Annotated in this window: 12 protein-coding genes; 7 read left to right on the forward strand and 5 right to left on the reverse strand. The window is 69.2% G+C overall.

What is annotated here, in order from left to right; all coding sequences use genetic code 11:
* The first annotated feature begins 106 nt into the window (after positions 1-106).
* On the forward strand, positions 107-508 hold the full coding sequence (locus PUW82_RS03085; RefSeq protein WP_274220872.1) for an arsenate reductase ArsC: 402 nt from the start codon (positions 107-109) through the stop codon (positions 506-508).
* 10 nt (positions 509-518) lie between these two features.
* On the opposite strand, the gene PUW82_RS03090 is transcribed toward PUW82_RS03085, so the two are convergent.
* Together PUW82_RS03090 and PUW82_RS03095 are read right to left on the reverse strand one after the other, a co-directional pair.
* Entirely contained in the window at positions 519-1,481 is a 963-nt protein-coding gene (locus PUW82_RS03090) for a pirin family protein (protein ID WP_274220873.1), read from the reverse strand.
* Positions 1,478-1,816, reverse strand: coding sequence for a GNAT family N-acetyltransferase (locus PUW82_RS03095; RefSeq protein ID WP_274220874.1), 339 nt, complete (start codon positions 1,814-1,816; stop codon positions 1,478-1,480). Before PUW82_RS03095 ends, PUW82_RS03090 begins: the two co-directional genes overlap by 4 nt.
* Positions 1,817-1,944: 128 nt before the next feature.
* Between PUW82_RS03095 and PUW82_RS03100 the strand changes: the two genes are divergently transcribed.
* From PUW82_RS03100 to PUW82_RS03120, 5 genes are read left to right on the forward strand one after another with little or no spacing between them, the layout of a single operon-like run.
* Positions 1,945-4,200, forward strand: a complete 2,256-nt coding sequence (locus tag PUW82_RS03100; RefSeq protein ID WP_274220875.1) for a carbon starvation CstA family protein — start codon at positions 1,945-1,947, stop codon at positions 4,198-4,200.
* Positions 4,201-4,203: 3 nt separating this feature from the next.
* Positions 4,204-4,497, forward strand: a complete 294-nt coding sequence (locus tag PUW82_RS03105; RefSeq protein ID WP_420792708.1) for a YbdD/YjiX family protein — start codon at positions 4,204-4,206, stop codon at positions 4,495-4,497.
* Between the two features lie 18 nt (positions 4,498-4,515).
* Entirely contained in the window at positions 4,516-5,718 is a 1,203-nt protein-coding gene (locus PUW82_RS03110) for a glycoside hydrolase family 3 N-terminal domain-containing protein (RefSeq protein ID WP_274220876.1), read from the forward strand.
* 14 nt (positions 5,719-5,732) lie between these two features.
* A complete protein-coding gene (locus tag PUW82_RS03115) occupies positions 5,733-8,240 on the forward strand; it encodes a DEAD/DEAH box helicase (protein ID WP_274220877.1) in 2,508 nt (835 codons plus the stop codon).
* A gap of 45 nt (positions 8,241-8,285) precedes the next feature.
* Positions 8,286-8,822, forward strand: a complete 537-nt coding sequence (locus PUW82_RS03120) for a DUF1697 domain-containing protein (protein WP_274220878.1) — start codon at positions 8,286-8,288, stop codon at positions 8,820-8,822.
* 603 nt (positions 8,823-9,425) lie between these two features.
* Here the strand turns inward: PUW82_RS03120 and PUW82_RS03125 are convergent.
* The gene (locus tag PUW82_RS03125; protein ID WP_274220879.1) at positions 9,426-10,586 is read right to left on the reverse strand and encodes an AAA family ATPase; all 1,161 of its coding nucleotides are present in this window, start codon (positions 10,584-10,586) and stop codon (positions 9,426-9,428) included.
* Between the two features lie 224 nt (positions 10,587-10,810).
* On the opposite strand from PUW82_RS03125, the gene recQ reads away from it, so the two are divergent.
* Positions 10,811-12,892: a DNA helicase RecQ gene (gene recQ, locus PUW82_RS03130; protein ID WP_274220880.1), complete on the forward strand. Its 2,082-nt coding sequence runs from the start codon at positions 10,811-10,813 to the stop codon at positions 12,890-12,892.
* 36 nt (positions 12,893-12,928) lie between these two features.
* Here recQ and PUW82_RS03135 read toward each other — a convergent pair whose 3' ends face one another.
* Both PUW82_RS03135 and PUW82_RS03140 read right to left on the reverse strand, forming a co-directional pair.
* A complete protein-coding gene (locus PUW82_RS03135; protein ID WP_274220881.1) occupies positions 12,929-13,843 on the reverse strand; it encodes a carbohydrate ABC transporter permease in 915 nt (304 codons plus the stop codon).
* Complete coding sequence (locus PUW82_RS03140) at positions 13,843-14,736, reverse strand: carbohydrate ABC transporter permease (protein ID WP_274220882.1); 894 nt, start codon at positions 14,734-14,736, stop codon at positions 13,843-13,845. The genes PUW82_RS03135 and PUW82_RS03140 overlap by 1 nt, the downstream gene beginning before the upstream one ends.

Here is a 14,736-nt window from a genome sequence, read left to right on the forward strand (position 1 = left end):
GCGCTGAGACGGGGCGCTCGGACTTCGGTCCGGGCGCCCCGTCGTCGTCGACGCCGATGTCACCCGCAGTCGGTATCGTGTCCCTCACCCGTCGACCGGAGCCACCATGACCGACACCACGCCCTCCGTCCTGTTCGTCTGCGTCCACAACGCCGGACGCTCGCAGATGGCCGCGGGATTCCTCCGCGACATCGCGGGCGACCGCATCGAGGTCCGCTCCGCCGGATCCATGCCCGCCGAGCAGATCAACCCCGTCGCCGTCGCGGCGATGGCCGAGGTCGGCATCGACATCACGGCGGAACAGCCCAAGGTCCTCACGACCGAGGCGGTGCAGGCATCCGACGTCGTCATCACGATGGGATGCGGCGACGCCTGCCCCTTCTTCCCCGGCAAGCGTTACGAGGACTGGAAGCTCGACGACCCCGCCGGGCAGGGCATCGACGCGGTGCGTCCGATCCGCGACGACATCCGCGCGCGCATCGAACAGCTCGTCACCGAGCTCGTCTGACCGACGCCGGCTAGAGCCGCCGGCGCCGCGGGGTGAGCCGCACGTGCGGCAGCGGTGGTGCGGGAATGCGCTCGTCACCGTGCCCGGGCACGTGCCCGAACCGGTCGGATGCCGCTTCCCACGCCTCGCGGGCGGCCTCGATCTCGGCGTTGTCGCGGCCGACGAAGTTCCACCACATCACGATCTCGTCGCCGAACGGCTCGCCGCCCAGCAGGAACAGCGTCGTCTCTTCCGAGGCCGACAGTCGGATGCCGCTGCGCCCGTCACCGAGATAGAGCAGAGCGCCCGGGGCGACGGCATCCGTGTCCACCCGGACCGAGCCGAAGACCGGGACGATCGCGTACTCCCACGCGGCCTCGAGCGGCAGGTCGACGATCGCTCCCGCGGGCAGCCGGATCTCGGCGCCCACGATCGGGGTGTGCACGGTGGCGGGCGAGACCGCGCCGGCCAGCTGGCCGACGACGACCGTCGCCTGCGCGCCGGCACCGAGATCGAGCACCGGCAGATCGTCGTGACGCTCGAAGTCGGCGGGTCCGTGGCGCCGATCCTCGGGGAGGGCGACCCACAGCTGCAGCGCATCGAGGGGGATGGGATCGTCGCCCACCGAGTACTCCGAGTGCGCGATCCCCGCGCCGCTGGTCATGATGTTGAGCGCGCCGCGCTCGATCACGACATCGCTGCCGAGCGTGTCACGATGGTGCACCTCGCCGGCGAGAGGCCAGGTCACCGTCTGCAGGCCGATGTGCGGATGGGGCTCGACCCGCATCCGCGTGCGCTGCGGTCCGAACCGGTCGAGGAAGCACCACGCGCCCACGAGCGGCAGATCGCGCTGGGGGAGGAAGCGGTGCACCGACATGGCGCGCACACCGCCCAGCGGCACCTCCCGCGCCTCGAGCAGCACCCGACGCGGACCCGGGGCCGCCGCCCCGGGGTCCTCGTCGACGGGCGCCGTCTCGGCGTCGAAGCGGGTCACGCCGACGGCTGCGCCGAGGCCGCGTCGGCGGCATCCTCGTCGCGCCAGTCGACGCGGAGTCCGGCGACCTCGTTCTCGCGAAGGAACTTGACGATGAACGGGCACTCCGGCACGACGGTCTCGCCGCGGCGGGCGACGTCGGCGAGCGCTTCAGCGGCGAGGGCCTTGCCGAGGCCGCGTCCGCCGAAGGCCTTGTCGACGACGGTGTGGTCGAACACCAGGCGGCCCTGGTCGTCGCGCTCGAAGGCGGCGAAGCCGGCGGCCACATCACCGACGTGGAGGTCGTAGCGGTTCTTCTCGTCGTTGCGGATCACGGTGGTGGCGTCGTCAGTCATGGTGATCTCCTCTCGATCCCTTCCAACGTAAGGCCGGTCGAGACCATTACGACCGAATACCGCGAATGCCGGGGGTTGCATGCCTAAGCTGGGAGAACGCAATGAAGCGCCTTCCCCCAGGAGATCCGATGCCTCGATCCGCGTCCGACGTCGCCACCGATCCGCAACTGCCCCCGGTCGCCGTCTCCGACGAGCAGCACCGCGCCGCATCCCGCTGGACCCCGCTGAAGGTGATCATCTGGATCGCCATCGCCCTGCTGGGCGGTGTGGCCTGGGTCATGCTCGCGGTCGTGCGGGGCGAGACGGTCAACGCCATCTGGTTCGTGTTCGCCGCCGTCTGCACCTACCTCATCGGGTATCGGTTCTACTCGAAGGTCATCGAGCGGCATCTGCTGCGACCCGACGACCGCCGCGCCACCCCGGCCGAGGTCAAGCAGGACGGCAAGGACTACGTCCCCACGGACCGGCGGGTGCTCTACGGCCACCACTTCGCGGCGATCGCGGGGGCGGGCCCTCTCGTCGGCCCGGTGCTGGCGGCGCAGATGGGCTACCTGCCCGGCACGATCTGGATCATCGTCGGCGTCGTGCTCGCCGGAGCGGTGCAGGACTACACGGTGCTGTTCTTCTCGATGCGACGCGGCGGCCGCACCATCGGACAGATGGCCCGGCAAGAGCTCGGCCGCATCGGCGGAACCGCCGCCATCGTGGCATCCCTGCTGATCATGCTCATCATCGTGGCGATCCTGGCGCTCGTCGTCGTCAACGCCCTCGGTGAGAGCCCGTGGGGCGTGTTCTCGGTCGCCATGACGATCCCCATCGCCCTGTTCATGGGCGTCTACCTGCGCTACCTGCGACCGGGCAAGGTGACCGAGGTCTCGATCATCGGGTTCGTGCTGCTCATGGGCGCGATCATCGCGGGCGGCTGGGTCGCCGACACGTCGTGGGGCCAGGAGATCTTCCACCTCGACCGCACCGTCATCGCGATCGGCATCATCATCTACGGCTTCATCGCCGCGGTGCTTCCGGTGTGGCTGCTGCTGGCGCCCCGCGACTACCTGTCGACGTTCATGAAGATCGGCGTCATCGTCATGCTCGCTGGGGCCATCGTGCTCGTCCGCCCCGAGATCTCGGTGCCGGCGGTCTCGATCTTCGGCGAGAACGGGCTGGGGCCGGTGTTCGCCGGTCCGCTGTTCCCGTTCCTGTTCGTCACCATCGCGTGCGGCGCACTGTCGGGCTTCCACGCGCTCATCGCGTCGGGAACGACGCCGAAGCTCGTCGAGAAGGAGCGGCAGACGCGCTTCATCGGCTACGGCGGCATGCTCATGGAGTCGTTCGTCGCGATCATGGCCCTCGTCGCCGCGATCTCGATCGACCAGGGCATCTACTTCGCGATGAACGCCCCCACCGCCGCCACCGGCGGCACGGTCGAGGGAGCCGTCGCCTTCGTGAACTCCCTCGGGCTGACCGGGGTCAACCTGACCCCCGAGATGCTCATCACCACCGCGGCCGACGTCGGCGAGGAGTCCGTCGTCTCGCGCACCGGCGGTGCCCCTACGCTCGCGCTGGGCCTGGCGCACATCATGCAGCAGGCGCTCGGCGGGCAGGCGCTCATGTCGTTCTGGTACCACTTCGCGATCATGTTCGAGGCGCTGTTCATCCTCACCGCCGTCGACGCCGGCACCCGGGTCGCCCGCTTCATGCTGCAGGACTCCATCGGCGCGTGGGTGCCGAAGTTCCGCGACGTGTCGTGGCGACCTGGCGTGTGGATCACGACGGCCATCATGGTCGCCGGCTGGGGCGCGATCCTGATCCTCGGTGTCACCGACCCGCTCGGCGGCATCAACACGTTCTTCCCGCTGTTCGGCATCGCCAACCAGCTGCTCGCCGCCATCGCGCTCGCCGTCGTCCTCGCGATCGTCGCCAAGCGGGGCCGGTCGTACGTGAAGTGGCTGTGGATCGTCGCGGTGCCGCTGGCGTTCACCGCGGTGGTCACGATCACGGCGTCGGCGTACAAGATCTTCTCCCCGGTGCCCGCCATCGGGTACTGGGCCAACCACTTCCGCTACCGCGACGCGCTGGCCTCCGGCGACGACAGCCTCGGCCCGGTCGAGACCGTCGAGGCGGTCATCCGCAACACCGGCGTCCAGGGCACGCTGTCGATCGTGTTCGTCGTGCTCGCGATCGTCGTCATCGTCGCGGCGGTGGTCGTGACCGTCCGGGCCATCGCGGACGGCGGCGGCGCCGACTCGGAAGACCCGGCGGTGCCCTCTCGCCGCTTCGCCCCGGCCGGCCTCATCCCCACCGCCCCCGAGCGCGAGCTCGAGAAGGAGTGGGAGCCGCTGCTGGCCGAGGAGCGGGCCGCGACCGCCCGGCGCGGACACTGAGCCATGGCGCCCGCGCACAACTCCTCAGGATCGGAGCATCCGGTGGCTGAAACAGGCGAACCGGGGCCGAATCGCTCCGGATTCGCGGAGGTGTGCGCGGGCGCGGGTCGGTCCGCGGTTCGCGTCGCGGCGGGAATCCGGTGGTACGTGACCTCGCTGATGGGTGACAACGCCTACGCGACCTACCTCGCGCACCAGCGCCGCACGCACCCCGACGCGCCGCCGCTGTCGGAGCGGCAGTTCTGGCGCCAGCGCATGGACGACCAGGACCGCAACCCGGGTGCGCGCTGCTGCTGACCCGGCGACGATGGACGGGTGAACAGCACCCCGACCCGTCCGCATCCGGTCCGTCGTCGCGCCGGCGTGGCCGGCCTCGCCGCGGTGCTCGCGCTCGCGGCGGGGTGCGCGCCCGAACCGCGGCCGGAGCTGTCGCCGTCGCCCGCTGCGACGACGCCGTCTCCGACCCCGACCGCCGCCGCGACCCCGACCGCCGGTGACCTCCCGCTCGACGCCTGCGTCGGCCAGGTGCTGATGGTCGGCACTCCCGTCGACGAGATCTCGCCCGACGCGGCGGCGGCCATCCGCGACCGCGGCGTCGGCGGACTGTTCCTGCACGGGCGTTCGACCGCCGGCGTCGAGGCCACGGCCGCGCTCGTCGCGCAATTCCGGGACCTCGCGCCCGACGGCTCGCCGCGGCTGTGGGTCGCGACCGACCAGGAGGGCGGCGAGGTGCAGGTGCTGCGCGGGCCCGGCTTCGACGAGATGCCCTTCGCGATCCGGCAGGCCGACCTCGGCCCCGACGGGCTGCGCGCGGCCGCCACGACCTGGGGCAGTCAGCTGGCCGCCGCCGGCATCGACGTCAACCTCGCACCCGTCGCCGACATCGTCACGAGCGCCGAGTCGCGGCTCGACAACCCGCCCATCGGCGCCCTCGGACGCCAGTACGGCTACGACGAGCAGGCGGTCGCGGCCGGCGCCGGCGCGTTCGCCGAGGGGATGCGGGCATCCGGGGTCCTGCCGACGTTCAAGCATTTCCCGGGCCTGGGCCGCGTCGACGCCAACACCGACTACACCGCCGAGGTGCTCGACACCGTCGTGTCGGCCGACTCGCCCGACATCGCCGTGTACCGCGCGCTGACGGCATCCGGCCCGTCGCTCGTCATGGTCGGCACGGCCCGGTACCAGGGCATCGACCCCGACCACCCGGCCGCGTTCTCGTCGGCGGTGCTCGATCTGCTGCGCGAGCGCGTCGGGTTCGATGGCGTCGTCATCACCGACGACCTGTCGGCCGCGGCCGCCGCCGAGATCGTCGCGCCGGGCGACCGCGCCGTCGAGGCGATCGCGGCGGGCGTCGACGTCGTGCTCGCCTCGGCCGACCCCACCGTGCTGCCGGCGATGTACGACGCGGTCGCCGCACGAGCCGCGTCCGATCCGGCGTTCGCCGAGCGGGTGCGCGAATCGTGCGGCCGGGTGCTCGAGGCGAAGGATGCCGGGGCAACCGCCACCGCGCCCGGGTAAGGCAGACTCGAGGGATGACCGCCGCGCCGCTGCTCGACCTCATCGGGCCGGAGCCCTCGGACGACGCGATCTACGACGCGTTCACGGAATGGGCCGGCGGGCGCGGGTTGACCCTGTACCCGGCGCAGGACGAGGCCGTCATCGAGCTGGTCTCGGGCGCCAACGTCGTGCTGGCCACTCCGACCGGCACGGGCAAGTCGCTCGTCGCGGTCGCCGCGCACGCGGCATCCGTTTCTCGCGGGGGACGCACCTATTACACGGCGCCGATCAAGGCCCTCGTGAGCGAGAAGTTCTTCGCGCTCGTCGAGATCTTCGGGGCCGAGCGCGTCGGCATGGTCACGGGGGACTCGTCGGTCAATCCCGATGCGCCGATCATCTGCTGCACCGCCGAGATCCTCGCGAACCTCGCGTTGCGCCAGGGCGCCGACGCGGACGTGGACCAGGTCGTCATGGACGAGTTCCACTTCTACGGCGACCCCGATCGCGGCTGGGCCTGGCAGGTGCCGTTGCTGCTGCTGCCGCGGGCGCAGTTCCTGCTCATGTCGGCGACCCTCGGCGACGTGACCGACCTCGCCGACGACCTCTCGCGTCGCACCGGGCGCCGCACCGCGCTGGTGACGGGCGTGGAGCGTCCGGTGCCGCTGCACTTCTCGTACGAGCGGCGCCCCGTCCACGACGTGCTCGAGCGGCTGCTCGAAGAGCGCGAGACGCCGGTCTACATCGTGCACTTCTCGCAGGCCGCGGCGATCGAGCGGGCGCAGGCGCTGTCGAGCGTGAAGATCACCACGCGCGAGCAGCGCGACGCCATCGCCGACGCCATCGGGGCCTTCCGCTTCACGACCGGCTTCGGCAAGACCCTGTCGCGCCTCGTGCGGGCGGGCATCGGCGTCCACCACGCCGGCATGCTGCCGCGCTATCGGCGCCTCGTCGAGACGCTCGCTCAGCGCGGGCTGCTCAAGGTCATCTGCGGCACCGACACCCTCGGGGTCGGCATCAACGTGCCCATCCGCACGGTCGTGATCACGGCGCTGTCGAAGTACGACGGAACCCGGATGCGGCAGCTCACCGCCCGCGAGTTCCACCAGGTCGCCGGTCGCGCGGGCCGCGCCGGGTTCGACCCGCACGGCAACGTCGTCGTCATGGCGCCGGAGTGGGAGATCGAGAACGCCGTCGCCCTCGCCAAGGCCGGCGACGACCCCGCCAAGCGGAAGAAGATCGTGCGCAAGAAGGCGCCGACGGGCGTCGTGAACTGGGGCGAGGGCTCGTTCGAGCGCCTCGTCGACGCGCAGCCCGAGCCGCTGACCCCGCAGTTGCAGCTCACCGCCGCGATGCTGCTCAACGTCATCGGCCGCGGCGGGGACGTCTTCGGCAACGTCCGTTCGCTCGTCTTCGACAACCACGAACCCCGCGCTCGCCGGTACGCCCTCGCCCGCCGGGCCCTCGCGATCTTCCGCACGCTGGTCGCGGCCGGCATCGTCGAGGTCGTGCGCCCCGAGTCGACGATCCGGCTGACCGTCGACCTGCAGCCGAACTTCGCGCTCAACCAGCCGCTGTCGCCGTTCGCGCTCGCGGCGATCGAGCTGCTGTCTCCGGATGACGCCGAGACGGGCACCGGTCACTACGCGCTCGACGTCGTGAGCGTGATCGAGGCGACGCTCGACGACCCGCGCGCGATCCTGTCGCAGCAGGAGTACAATGCCCGCGGCGAGGCGGTCGGCGCGATGAAGCGCGACGGCATCGAGTACGACGAGCGGATGGCGCTGCTCGAGGAGATCACCTGGCCGAAGCCCCTCGCCGACCTGCTCGCCCAGGCGTTCGAGACCTTCGCATCGAGCCAGCCCTGGGTGCGCGACTTCGAGCTGTCGCCGAAGTCGGTCGTGCGCGACATGTTCGAGCGGGCGATGTCGTTCAGCGAGTTCGTGTCGTTCTACCAGCTCGGCCGCAGCGAAGGCCTCGTGCTGCGCTACCTCAGCGACGCGTACCGCGCGATCCGCCAGACCGTGCCCGCCGAGGCCCGCACCGACGACCTCATGGACCTCATCGAGTGGCTCGGCGAGCTCGTGCGACAGGTCGACTCGAGCCTCGTCGACGAGTGGGAGTCGCTGGCCCACCCGACCGACGACCCCGATGCGCCGGTGGTGCCGCCGGCCCCGCCGTCGGTGCTGACCAATCGTCGCGCATTCACGGTGCTCGTGCGCAACGAGCTGTTTCGCCGCGTCCACCTCGCGGCGCTGCAGGACGACGAGGCGCTCGAAGTCCTCGATCCCGATGTCGACTGGCCTGGCGTGCTCGATCGCTACTACGACGACCACGACGAGGTCCTCACCGGCGGCGCAGCGCGCTCGCCGTCGCTGTGCGTCATCGACGAGTCGGCCGCGCGCGACGGCGTCTGGCGCGTCGAGCAGATCATCGACGATCCCGCCGGCGACCACGACTGGCGCATCCGCGCGGAGGTCGACCTCGAGGCATCCGTCGAGGCCGGCACGGCCGTCGTGCGCGTGACCGAGGTCGTCCGCCTCTAGCCCCGAGAGGCGGCGGATGTCGGTGGGGCGGGCCACACTGAGGACGTGACGACACACCTGGCCTTCCTGCGCGCGATCAACCTCGGCGCGACGCGCGTCTTCCCGAAGGACGACATCCGCCGGGTGACCGAGGCCGCGGGGTTCGAGAACGTGCAGACCCACATCAACACCGGCAACATCCGCTTCGACACCCGCATGCGCTCGCGGCCCCGGATCGAGCAGACGCTCGAGCGCGCGTTCGCCGCCGACCGGGGCTTCGACGTTCCGGCGATCACGTTCCGCGCCGACGAGTTCGCCGCGCTCGCCGCCGATGCGATCGCCCTCGACGATGAGAACCCGGGGCTCGCGCGTCACTACGTGTACCTGCTCAAGAACGAACTCGACGCCGACACCGTCGCCCACGTCGAGGCCCGCCGGTCGGATGCCGGGCGCATGGTGGTGCGCGGACGCGCCGCGCATGCCCTGCTGCTCCCCGGCTATCAGGACGGAGCGGTCGACCCGCTCGATGCCGCGAAGCTGCTCGGGGTGGCCACCAACCGCAACCTCACCGTGGTGCGCGCCCTCGCCGAGAAGTGGTGCTGACGCCGCACTCTGTGGGGCAGGCTCCGAGTCAGAGGGTAACCAGCTCGTGAACGCGGTCGATTGCGCGTCGGAGGCTGTCCGAATTCTGAGCGGCTGCCGCAACATCCCAATACAGCGACGCGAATTCGTTGATTCGACTTACGTACAGCGGGCCGACCTCGCCGTTCGTCGTGACCATGTCGGATCGGATCGCCCTCGAACGCGACCTAGCAACAATATGAAGAAGAGTGCGCTTGGCGTGGGGTAGATCTTCTGGCGACAAGGGCACGAGCGTTTGTGACACCTTGAAGTACTGCGCAAAACCGGATCGGTCAGCGAGCAACCACGCCTCCGACATGGACTTTGCTATTCGTAAAGAGAATCGCGAAGAAATCTCAGGGATATCTCGCAATAGATTCGCCCTAAGATGCACTGGGCAGTGCGCGTCCGAGTCGCGGAAAACCACCCACGGTGTCGTTCCAGATGCTCCATGGTACTTCGGTATGAGCGGGTCTAGGCGACTGTGCCCTCCCGCTGCCCTCACGATGTTCGGTATGCCGCCGGACGCTCGAATCACGGCCTTCGCCATTTCCCTGTCCGACTCGCCTTCCACCGCGATATTGATCATTTACGCCCCCGGCCCACCGCGATCAGGCCAGCCAAATCTTGCGGCGCGATCAGGCCGTCGACGATGTCAGACGTAGGCAGGTCGGCCGCCAATTCGTCTGATACCTCCGGAATACTCGACAGAACATGGGCTGATGTACCGTCCCCCGTCACGCGAAGAACGAGGATCTCGCTGGGACGGACGCCTTCATCGTCCAGAATCTCCGGGGCGTGTGTCGAGAGGACGACCTGCAGCCCGCGGTCGCGCTGCACCGTCGCGAGCACCGTCGGTAGGGTCTTAACGATCGAGGAGTTTAGTGAGAGCTCCGGCTCTTCAAGCAGAAGTACCCCTCCATTTGCAGGCGCACTGACCAGAGTCCACAGTAGCCCGATGAGCCTCAGTGTGCCGTCTGAGAAGTCGGCCTCACTCTGACGCGCGGGCTTGTCTCTCCAGTTGTTATATCCCGCGATGAGATGTGGTCTTCCGGCCGTATCTACCTCCAAGCGAAGTGACTGGAATTCAGGTACGGCCGACTGGAGAGCAGTTTCCATGCGCCGGAACCACGCGGCCCGTGTATTGGTAGGAACAGCGTTCATTTGCGCGATAAAGTCGGCACCGAAGGGGTCGCCCGCAGAGGCGGAAATCCGGCTAGGGTCCCGAATGATCTGCGGCACCAAATGGAAGTACTGGACTTTCGCGAAATAGTCCGCGAGGACGCGAAACTTCTGATTAGAACCGATCTGCTCGAGGTGCGTCTGCGTGAGTCGGACAGGGTCCTGTTCATCCTGTCGGTCCGGGCGTCGTAGGACTTGCTGACCGTTCTTCGTCACAAGTTCTTCGTCGACAATTGGCCGGTTCAGGCCGCCCTTCTCGCCGCGAATCGCGAGCCGATAACGCCATTGATCTTCACCGTCGCTTAGTGACACGTCGAGAATGAGGCGACCGCCCTGGTGGGTCCGGGCGAAGAGGCTGCGAACCTTGCTCAGGCCGCCGCGTCTCTCCATGGCGGAAGCGAGCCCGCCTCCTGCGCCCGCGATGTCCCCCAAGAAGCGAAACAGATCGAGGAGGTTTGACTTACCAGATGCGTTCGGTCCGACAATGAAGAGCCGACTTTCGACGTCGAACTCAAGGGACTTGAAGTTTCGCCAGTTGCTCGCATCAACGCGCGTGATTCTCATCTGCCATGCCTTCGCTATCGGTGACGCCTCTTCCTCCCGTAAACAGTAGTGTTGTCGCGCTCTCGTCACCACGATGGTCGACCCGCTCGATGCCGCGAAGCTGCTCGGGGTGGCCACCAACCGCAACCTCACCGTGGTGCGCGCCCTCGCCGAGAAGTGGTGCTGACGCCGCACTCTGTGAATCGCGGGCCCCGGCTGTCGGATGCCGCGGCTATCGTGAACGGGTGAGTCGAGAGCAGCAGTCCTGGGATGCCGATCCCTACGCCGACCTCGACTGGAACCCCGACGAGTTCGCGCCGCCCGAAGACCTCGACGCGCCACCGCCGCCGGAGTTCGACGGGTACGGCGCCGCCGTGGCGCGCGCCACCCGCGATCGCGCTGCCGCCGCGCCCACCGGCACCGGCCGGTCGCCGGCTCCCGCGGCGCCCCGGCGTGCCGTGCCGGCCGCGGCACCGGCATCCGTCCTCTCGCTCGAGCGTCGCGACTTCACCGGGGCCGACCCGCGTGCCGTGCTCAAAGAGGTCTTCGGCTACGACGACTTCCGCGGCGACCAGGGCGACATCGTGTCGCACGTGGTCGGCGGCGGGGATGCCGTCGTGCTCATGCCCACCGGCGGCGGCAAGTCCATCACCTACCAGGTCCCCGCCCTCGTGCGCCCGGGTACGGGCCTGGTCGTCAGCCCGCTCATCGCGCTGATGCACGACCAGGTCGACGCCCTCATCGCCAACGGCGTGCGCGCGGCCTACCTCAACTCGACCCAGTCGCCCGGTGAGCGCGCCGGGGTCGAACAGGCCTACCTCGACGGCGAGCTCGACCTGCTGTACGTCGCCCCCGAGCGGTTGAGCGTGCCGCAGACGACGCAGCTGCTGCAGCGCGGCACGCTCAGCGTCATCGCGATCGACGAGGCCCACTGCGTCTCGCAGTGGGGCCACGACTTCCGTCCCGACTACCTCTCGCTCGGCGACCTCGACGAGCGGTTCCCCGGCGTCCCGCGCATGGCGCTGACGGCGACCGCCACCCGCGCGACGCACCAGGAGCTCACCGAGCGCCTGCGGCTGCCGCAGGCGCGGCACTTCGTCGCGAGCTTCGACCGCCCGAACATCCAGTACCGCATCGAGCCCAAGGTCGATCCGCGGCGCCAGCTCGTCACCTTCATCCGCTCGATGCCCGAGGGCTCGGCGGGCATTGTCTACGCCCTCAGCCGTAAGTCGGTCGAGCAGACGGCCGACTACCTCGCGGCGCAGGGCCTCGGCGCCCTGCCCTACCACGCGGGTCTGCCGGCCGAGATGCGGGCGAAGCACCAGTCGCGGTTCCTGCGCGAGGACGGCGTGGTCATGGTCGCCACGATCGCGTTCGGCATGGGCATCGACAAGCCGGACGTGCGCTTCGTTGCCCACATCGACCTGCCGAAGTCCGTCGAGGGCTACTACCAGGAGACCGGTCGTGCCGGTCGCGACGGCGAGGCCTCGATCGCGTGGATGGCGTACGGGCTCGGCGACGTGGTGCAGCAGCGGCGCCTCATCGACCAGAGCCCGGGCGACCGCACGTTCAAGATGCGGATGGGTCAGCACCTCGACGCGATGCTCGCCCTCTGCGAGACGGTCGCCTGCCGCCGCCAGAACCTGCTCGGCTACTTCGGCCAGGAGTCCGAGCCGTGCGGCAACTGCGACACCTGCCTGACACCGCCCGACACGTGGGACGGGCTCGTGCCCGCCCAGAAGCTGCTGTCGACGATCGTGCGGCTGCAGCGCGAGCGCAACCAGTCGTTCGGCGCCGGGCACCTCGTCGACATCCTGCGCGGCGCCTCGACCGAGCGGATCCGGCAGCAGCGTCACGACGAGCTGGCGACCTACGGCCTCGGCTCCGACCTGTCCGACCAGGACTGGCGCAGCGTCGTCCGACAGTTGCTGGCCCGCGGCATCCTCGTCGCCCGCGGTGAATACGGCGTGCTCGCCGTCGGCGAGGCGGGCGCGGCCGTGCTGCGCGGCGAAGCGGGGGTGCCCCTGCGCCGCGACGTGCTCGGGCGCGGCTCGAACAGCGGCGGGTCGCGCGTGCGCAAGTCGGCCGCGGTCGAACAGGTCGCCGAGGGTGATCGCGACCTGTTCGAGGCGCTGCGTGCCTGGCGCGCCGAGCAAGCACGCGAGCAGGGCGTTCCGGCCTACATCGTCTTCGGCGACGCCACGCTGCGAGCGCTGGCCGATCGGCGCCCGCGGAGCGCCGCCGACCTCGAGGGCATCACGGGCATCGGCGCCAAGAAGCGCGAGGCCTACGGCGACGCGGTGCTCGCCGTCGTGGCATCCCACTGACGACGAACACCGCGCTCTGCCGGCATCCCGCCGCGGCTACTTGATCGAGCCGCGCATCACGCCGGAGATCACCCAGCGCTGCGAGAAGATGTAGATGATCAGCAGCGGCGCCATCGCCATGAGGTACGAGGCGAAGGCCACGGTGTAGTCCGTGTTGTACTGCCCCTGGAACACGTACTGCGCGAGCGACAGCGTGCGGTCCGAGGGTGAGGTCAGCACGACCAGCGGCATGATGAAGTCGTTCCACGCCCAGACGCACGTCAGGATGCCGACCGTGGCGTTCATCGGCATGAGCAGCGGGAAGACGATCTGCCGGAACACGCGCCACGTCGAAGCGCCGTCCATCCGCGCCGCCTCTTCGAGCTCGATCGGGATCGAGCGGATGAACGCGGTGTAGATGAAGATGTTCAGGCTCAGGCCGTAGATCGTGTAGAGGATGATCATGCCGCCGGGGTTGTCGAGCCCGAGCAGCGAGGTCTGCTTCACGAGCGGCAGCATGATGATCGGGAACGGCACGAACAGCGCAGCCAGCAGGTAGTAGAACACGCCCTTGAAGAACGGGCGGTGCAGGTTGCGCGCCAGCGCGTAGGCGACCAGCGAGCTCGTGAACAGCGTGAACACGACCGAGCCGACCGTGATGATCGCGGTGTTCAGCAGCGCCTGGGGGAAGTCGGTGCGTTCCCACGCGACGGCGAAGTTGCCCCCGTTGATCGGCCACGGCAGCTCGAACCCGGTGCCGTCGGCGAGCTGCGCCGGCGTCTTCAGGGCGACCGCGACGGCGAGGTACAGCGGGATGATGACGGTGAGCGAGCACACCGCGATGAGCGCGGTCGCCCACCAGTTGGTGGGGCGGGTGTCGCCGGGGTCGCCGCCGCCGCGACGACGACGGGGGACGACGACGGCGGTCGTGGCGGGGCCGGCCTCGACCGGGGTGGAGGTGGAGCTGGACATCAGAAGTCGGCCTCTCTGCGCTGAAGGACCCGGAATTGGAGCAGCGAAACGATCGTGATGACGATGAAGAAGATCACGGCGTTGGCGGTCTGGTAGGCGAACTCGCCGCCCGTGAAGCCTCCGCGGAAGATCAGCATCGTCACCGACTCGGTCGAGGTTCCCGGGCCGCCGTTGGTGAGGGCGATGATCGGGTCGAACACCTGGAGGAAGCCCTTCAGGCTGAGCACGACGTTGATGGTGAAGAAGGCGCTGATCAGGGGGAAGGTGATCGAGCGGAACTGACGGGCCGGGGTCGCGCCGTCGATGGATGCCGCCTCGTAGATGTCGGCGGGGATGGTCTGCAGACCCGCGAGGTAGATGATGATCGAGAAGGCGCAGGCCTGCCAGACCGCGAGCACGACGATCGCCGTCCACGCCCAGTCCGGGTTGGTCAGGATGTTGTCGCGGAACAGCGGGATACCCGAGAGGATCTTCGGCAGCGAGTTCGAGAACAAGAACTGGAACACGTAGCCCACGACCAGCACGGCGAGGATGTACGGCACGAAGTACACCCCGCGCCAGAAGTTCCGTGCCCGGATTTTCGCGTTGAGCCCCAGGGCGATCGCGAGCGAGATGGCGTTGGTGAGCACCGTGGCCACGATCGCGAACAGGAACGAGAAGGTGTAGGCCTGCAGGACGCGGTCGTCTCGGAAGATGTTGACGTAGTTCGCCATGCCGACGAAGTCCCACGTGCCGTAACCGGCATAGTTCGTGAAACTGAAGAACACGCCGATGATCACCGGCAGGGTGTGGAACGCGGCGAACGCGATGACGGCAGGCCAGACGAACCAGTAGTAGGCGCGGGGTGCGAGTTTCGATCGCGAGCGCGGGGCGGGGGCGACGGTGGTGGCCAT

Source organism: Microbacterium thalli (assembly GCF_028737325.1).
Taxonomy (GTDB): domain Bacteria; phylum Actinomycetota; class Actinomycetes; order Actinomycetales; family Microbacteriaceae; genus Microbacterium; species Microbacterium thalli.

What these genes read in the sequence shown, in the direction of transcription:
- PUW82_RS03085 (WP_274220872.1), top strand. Translation starts at nt 107, where the DNA reads ATGACCGACACCACGCCCTCCGTCCTGTTCGTCTGCGTCCACAACGCC.
- PUW82_RS03095 (WP_274220874.1), bottom strand. Translation starts at nt 1,816, where the DNA reads ATGACTGACGACGCCACCACCGTGATCCGCAACGACGAGAAGAACCGC.
- PUW82_RS03100 (WP_274220875.1), top strand. Translation starts at nt 1,945, where the DNA reads ATGCCTCGATCCGCGTCCGACGTCGCCACCGATCCGCAACTGCCCCCG.
- PUW82_RS03105 (WP_420792708.1), top strand. Translation starts at nt 4,204, where the DNA reads ATGGCGCCCGCGCACAACTCCTCAGGATCGGAGCATCCGGTGGCTGAA.
- PUW82_RS03115 (WP_274220877.1), top strand. Translation starts at nt 5,733, where the DNA reads ATGACCGCCGCGCCGCTGCTCGACCTCATCGGGCCGGAGCCCTCGGAC.
- PUW82_RS03125 (WP_274220879.1), bottom strand. Translation starts at nt 10,586, where the DNA reads ATGAGAATCACGCGCGTTGATGCGAGCAACTGGCGAAACTTCAAGTCC.
- PUW82_RS03135 (WP_274220881.1), bottom strand. Translation starts at nt 13,843, where the DNA reads ATGTCCAGCTCCACCTCCACCCCGGTCGAGGCCGGCCCCGCCACGACC.
- PUW82_RS03140 (WP_274220882.1), bottom strand. Translation starts at nt 14,736, where the DNA reads ATGGCCACCACCGTCGCCCCCGCCCCGCGCTCGCGATCGAAACTCGCA.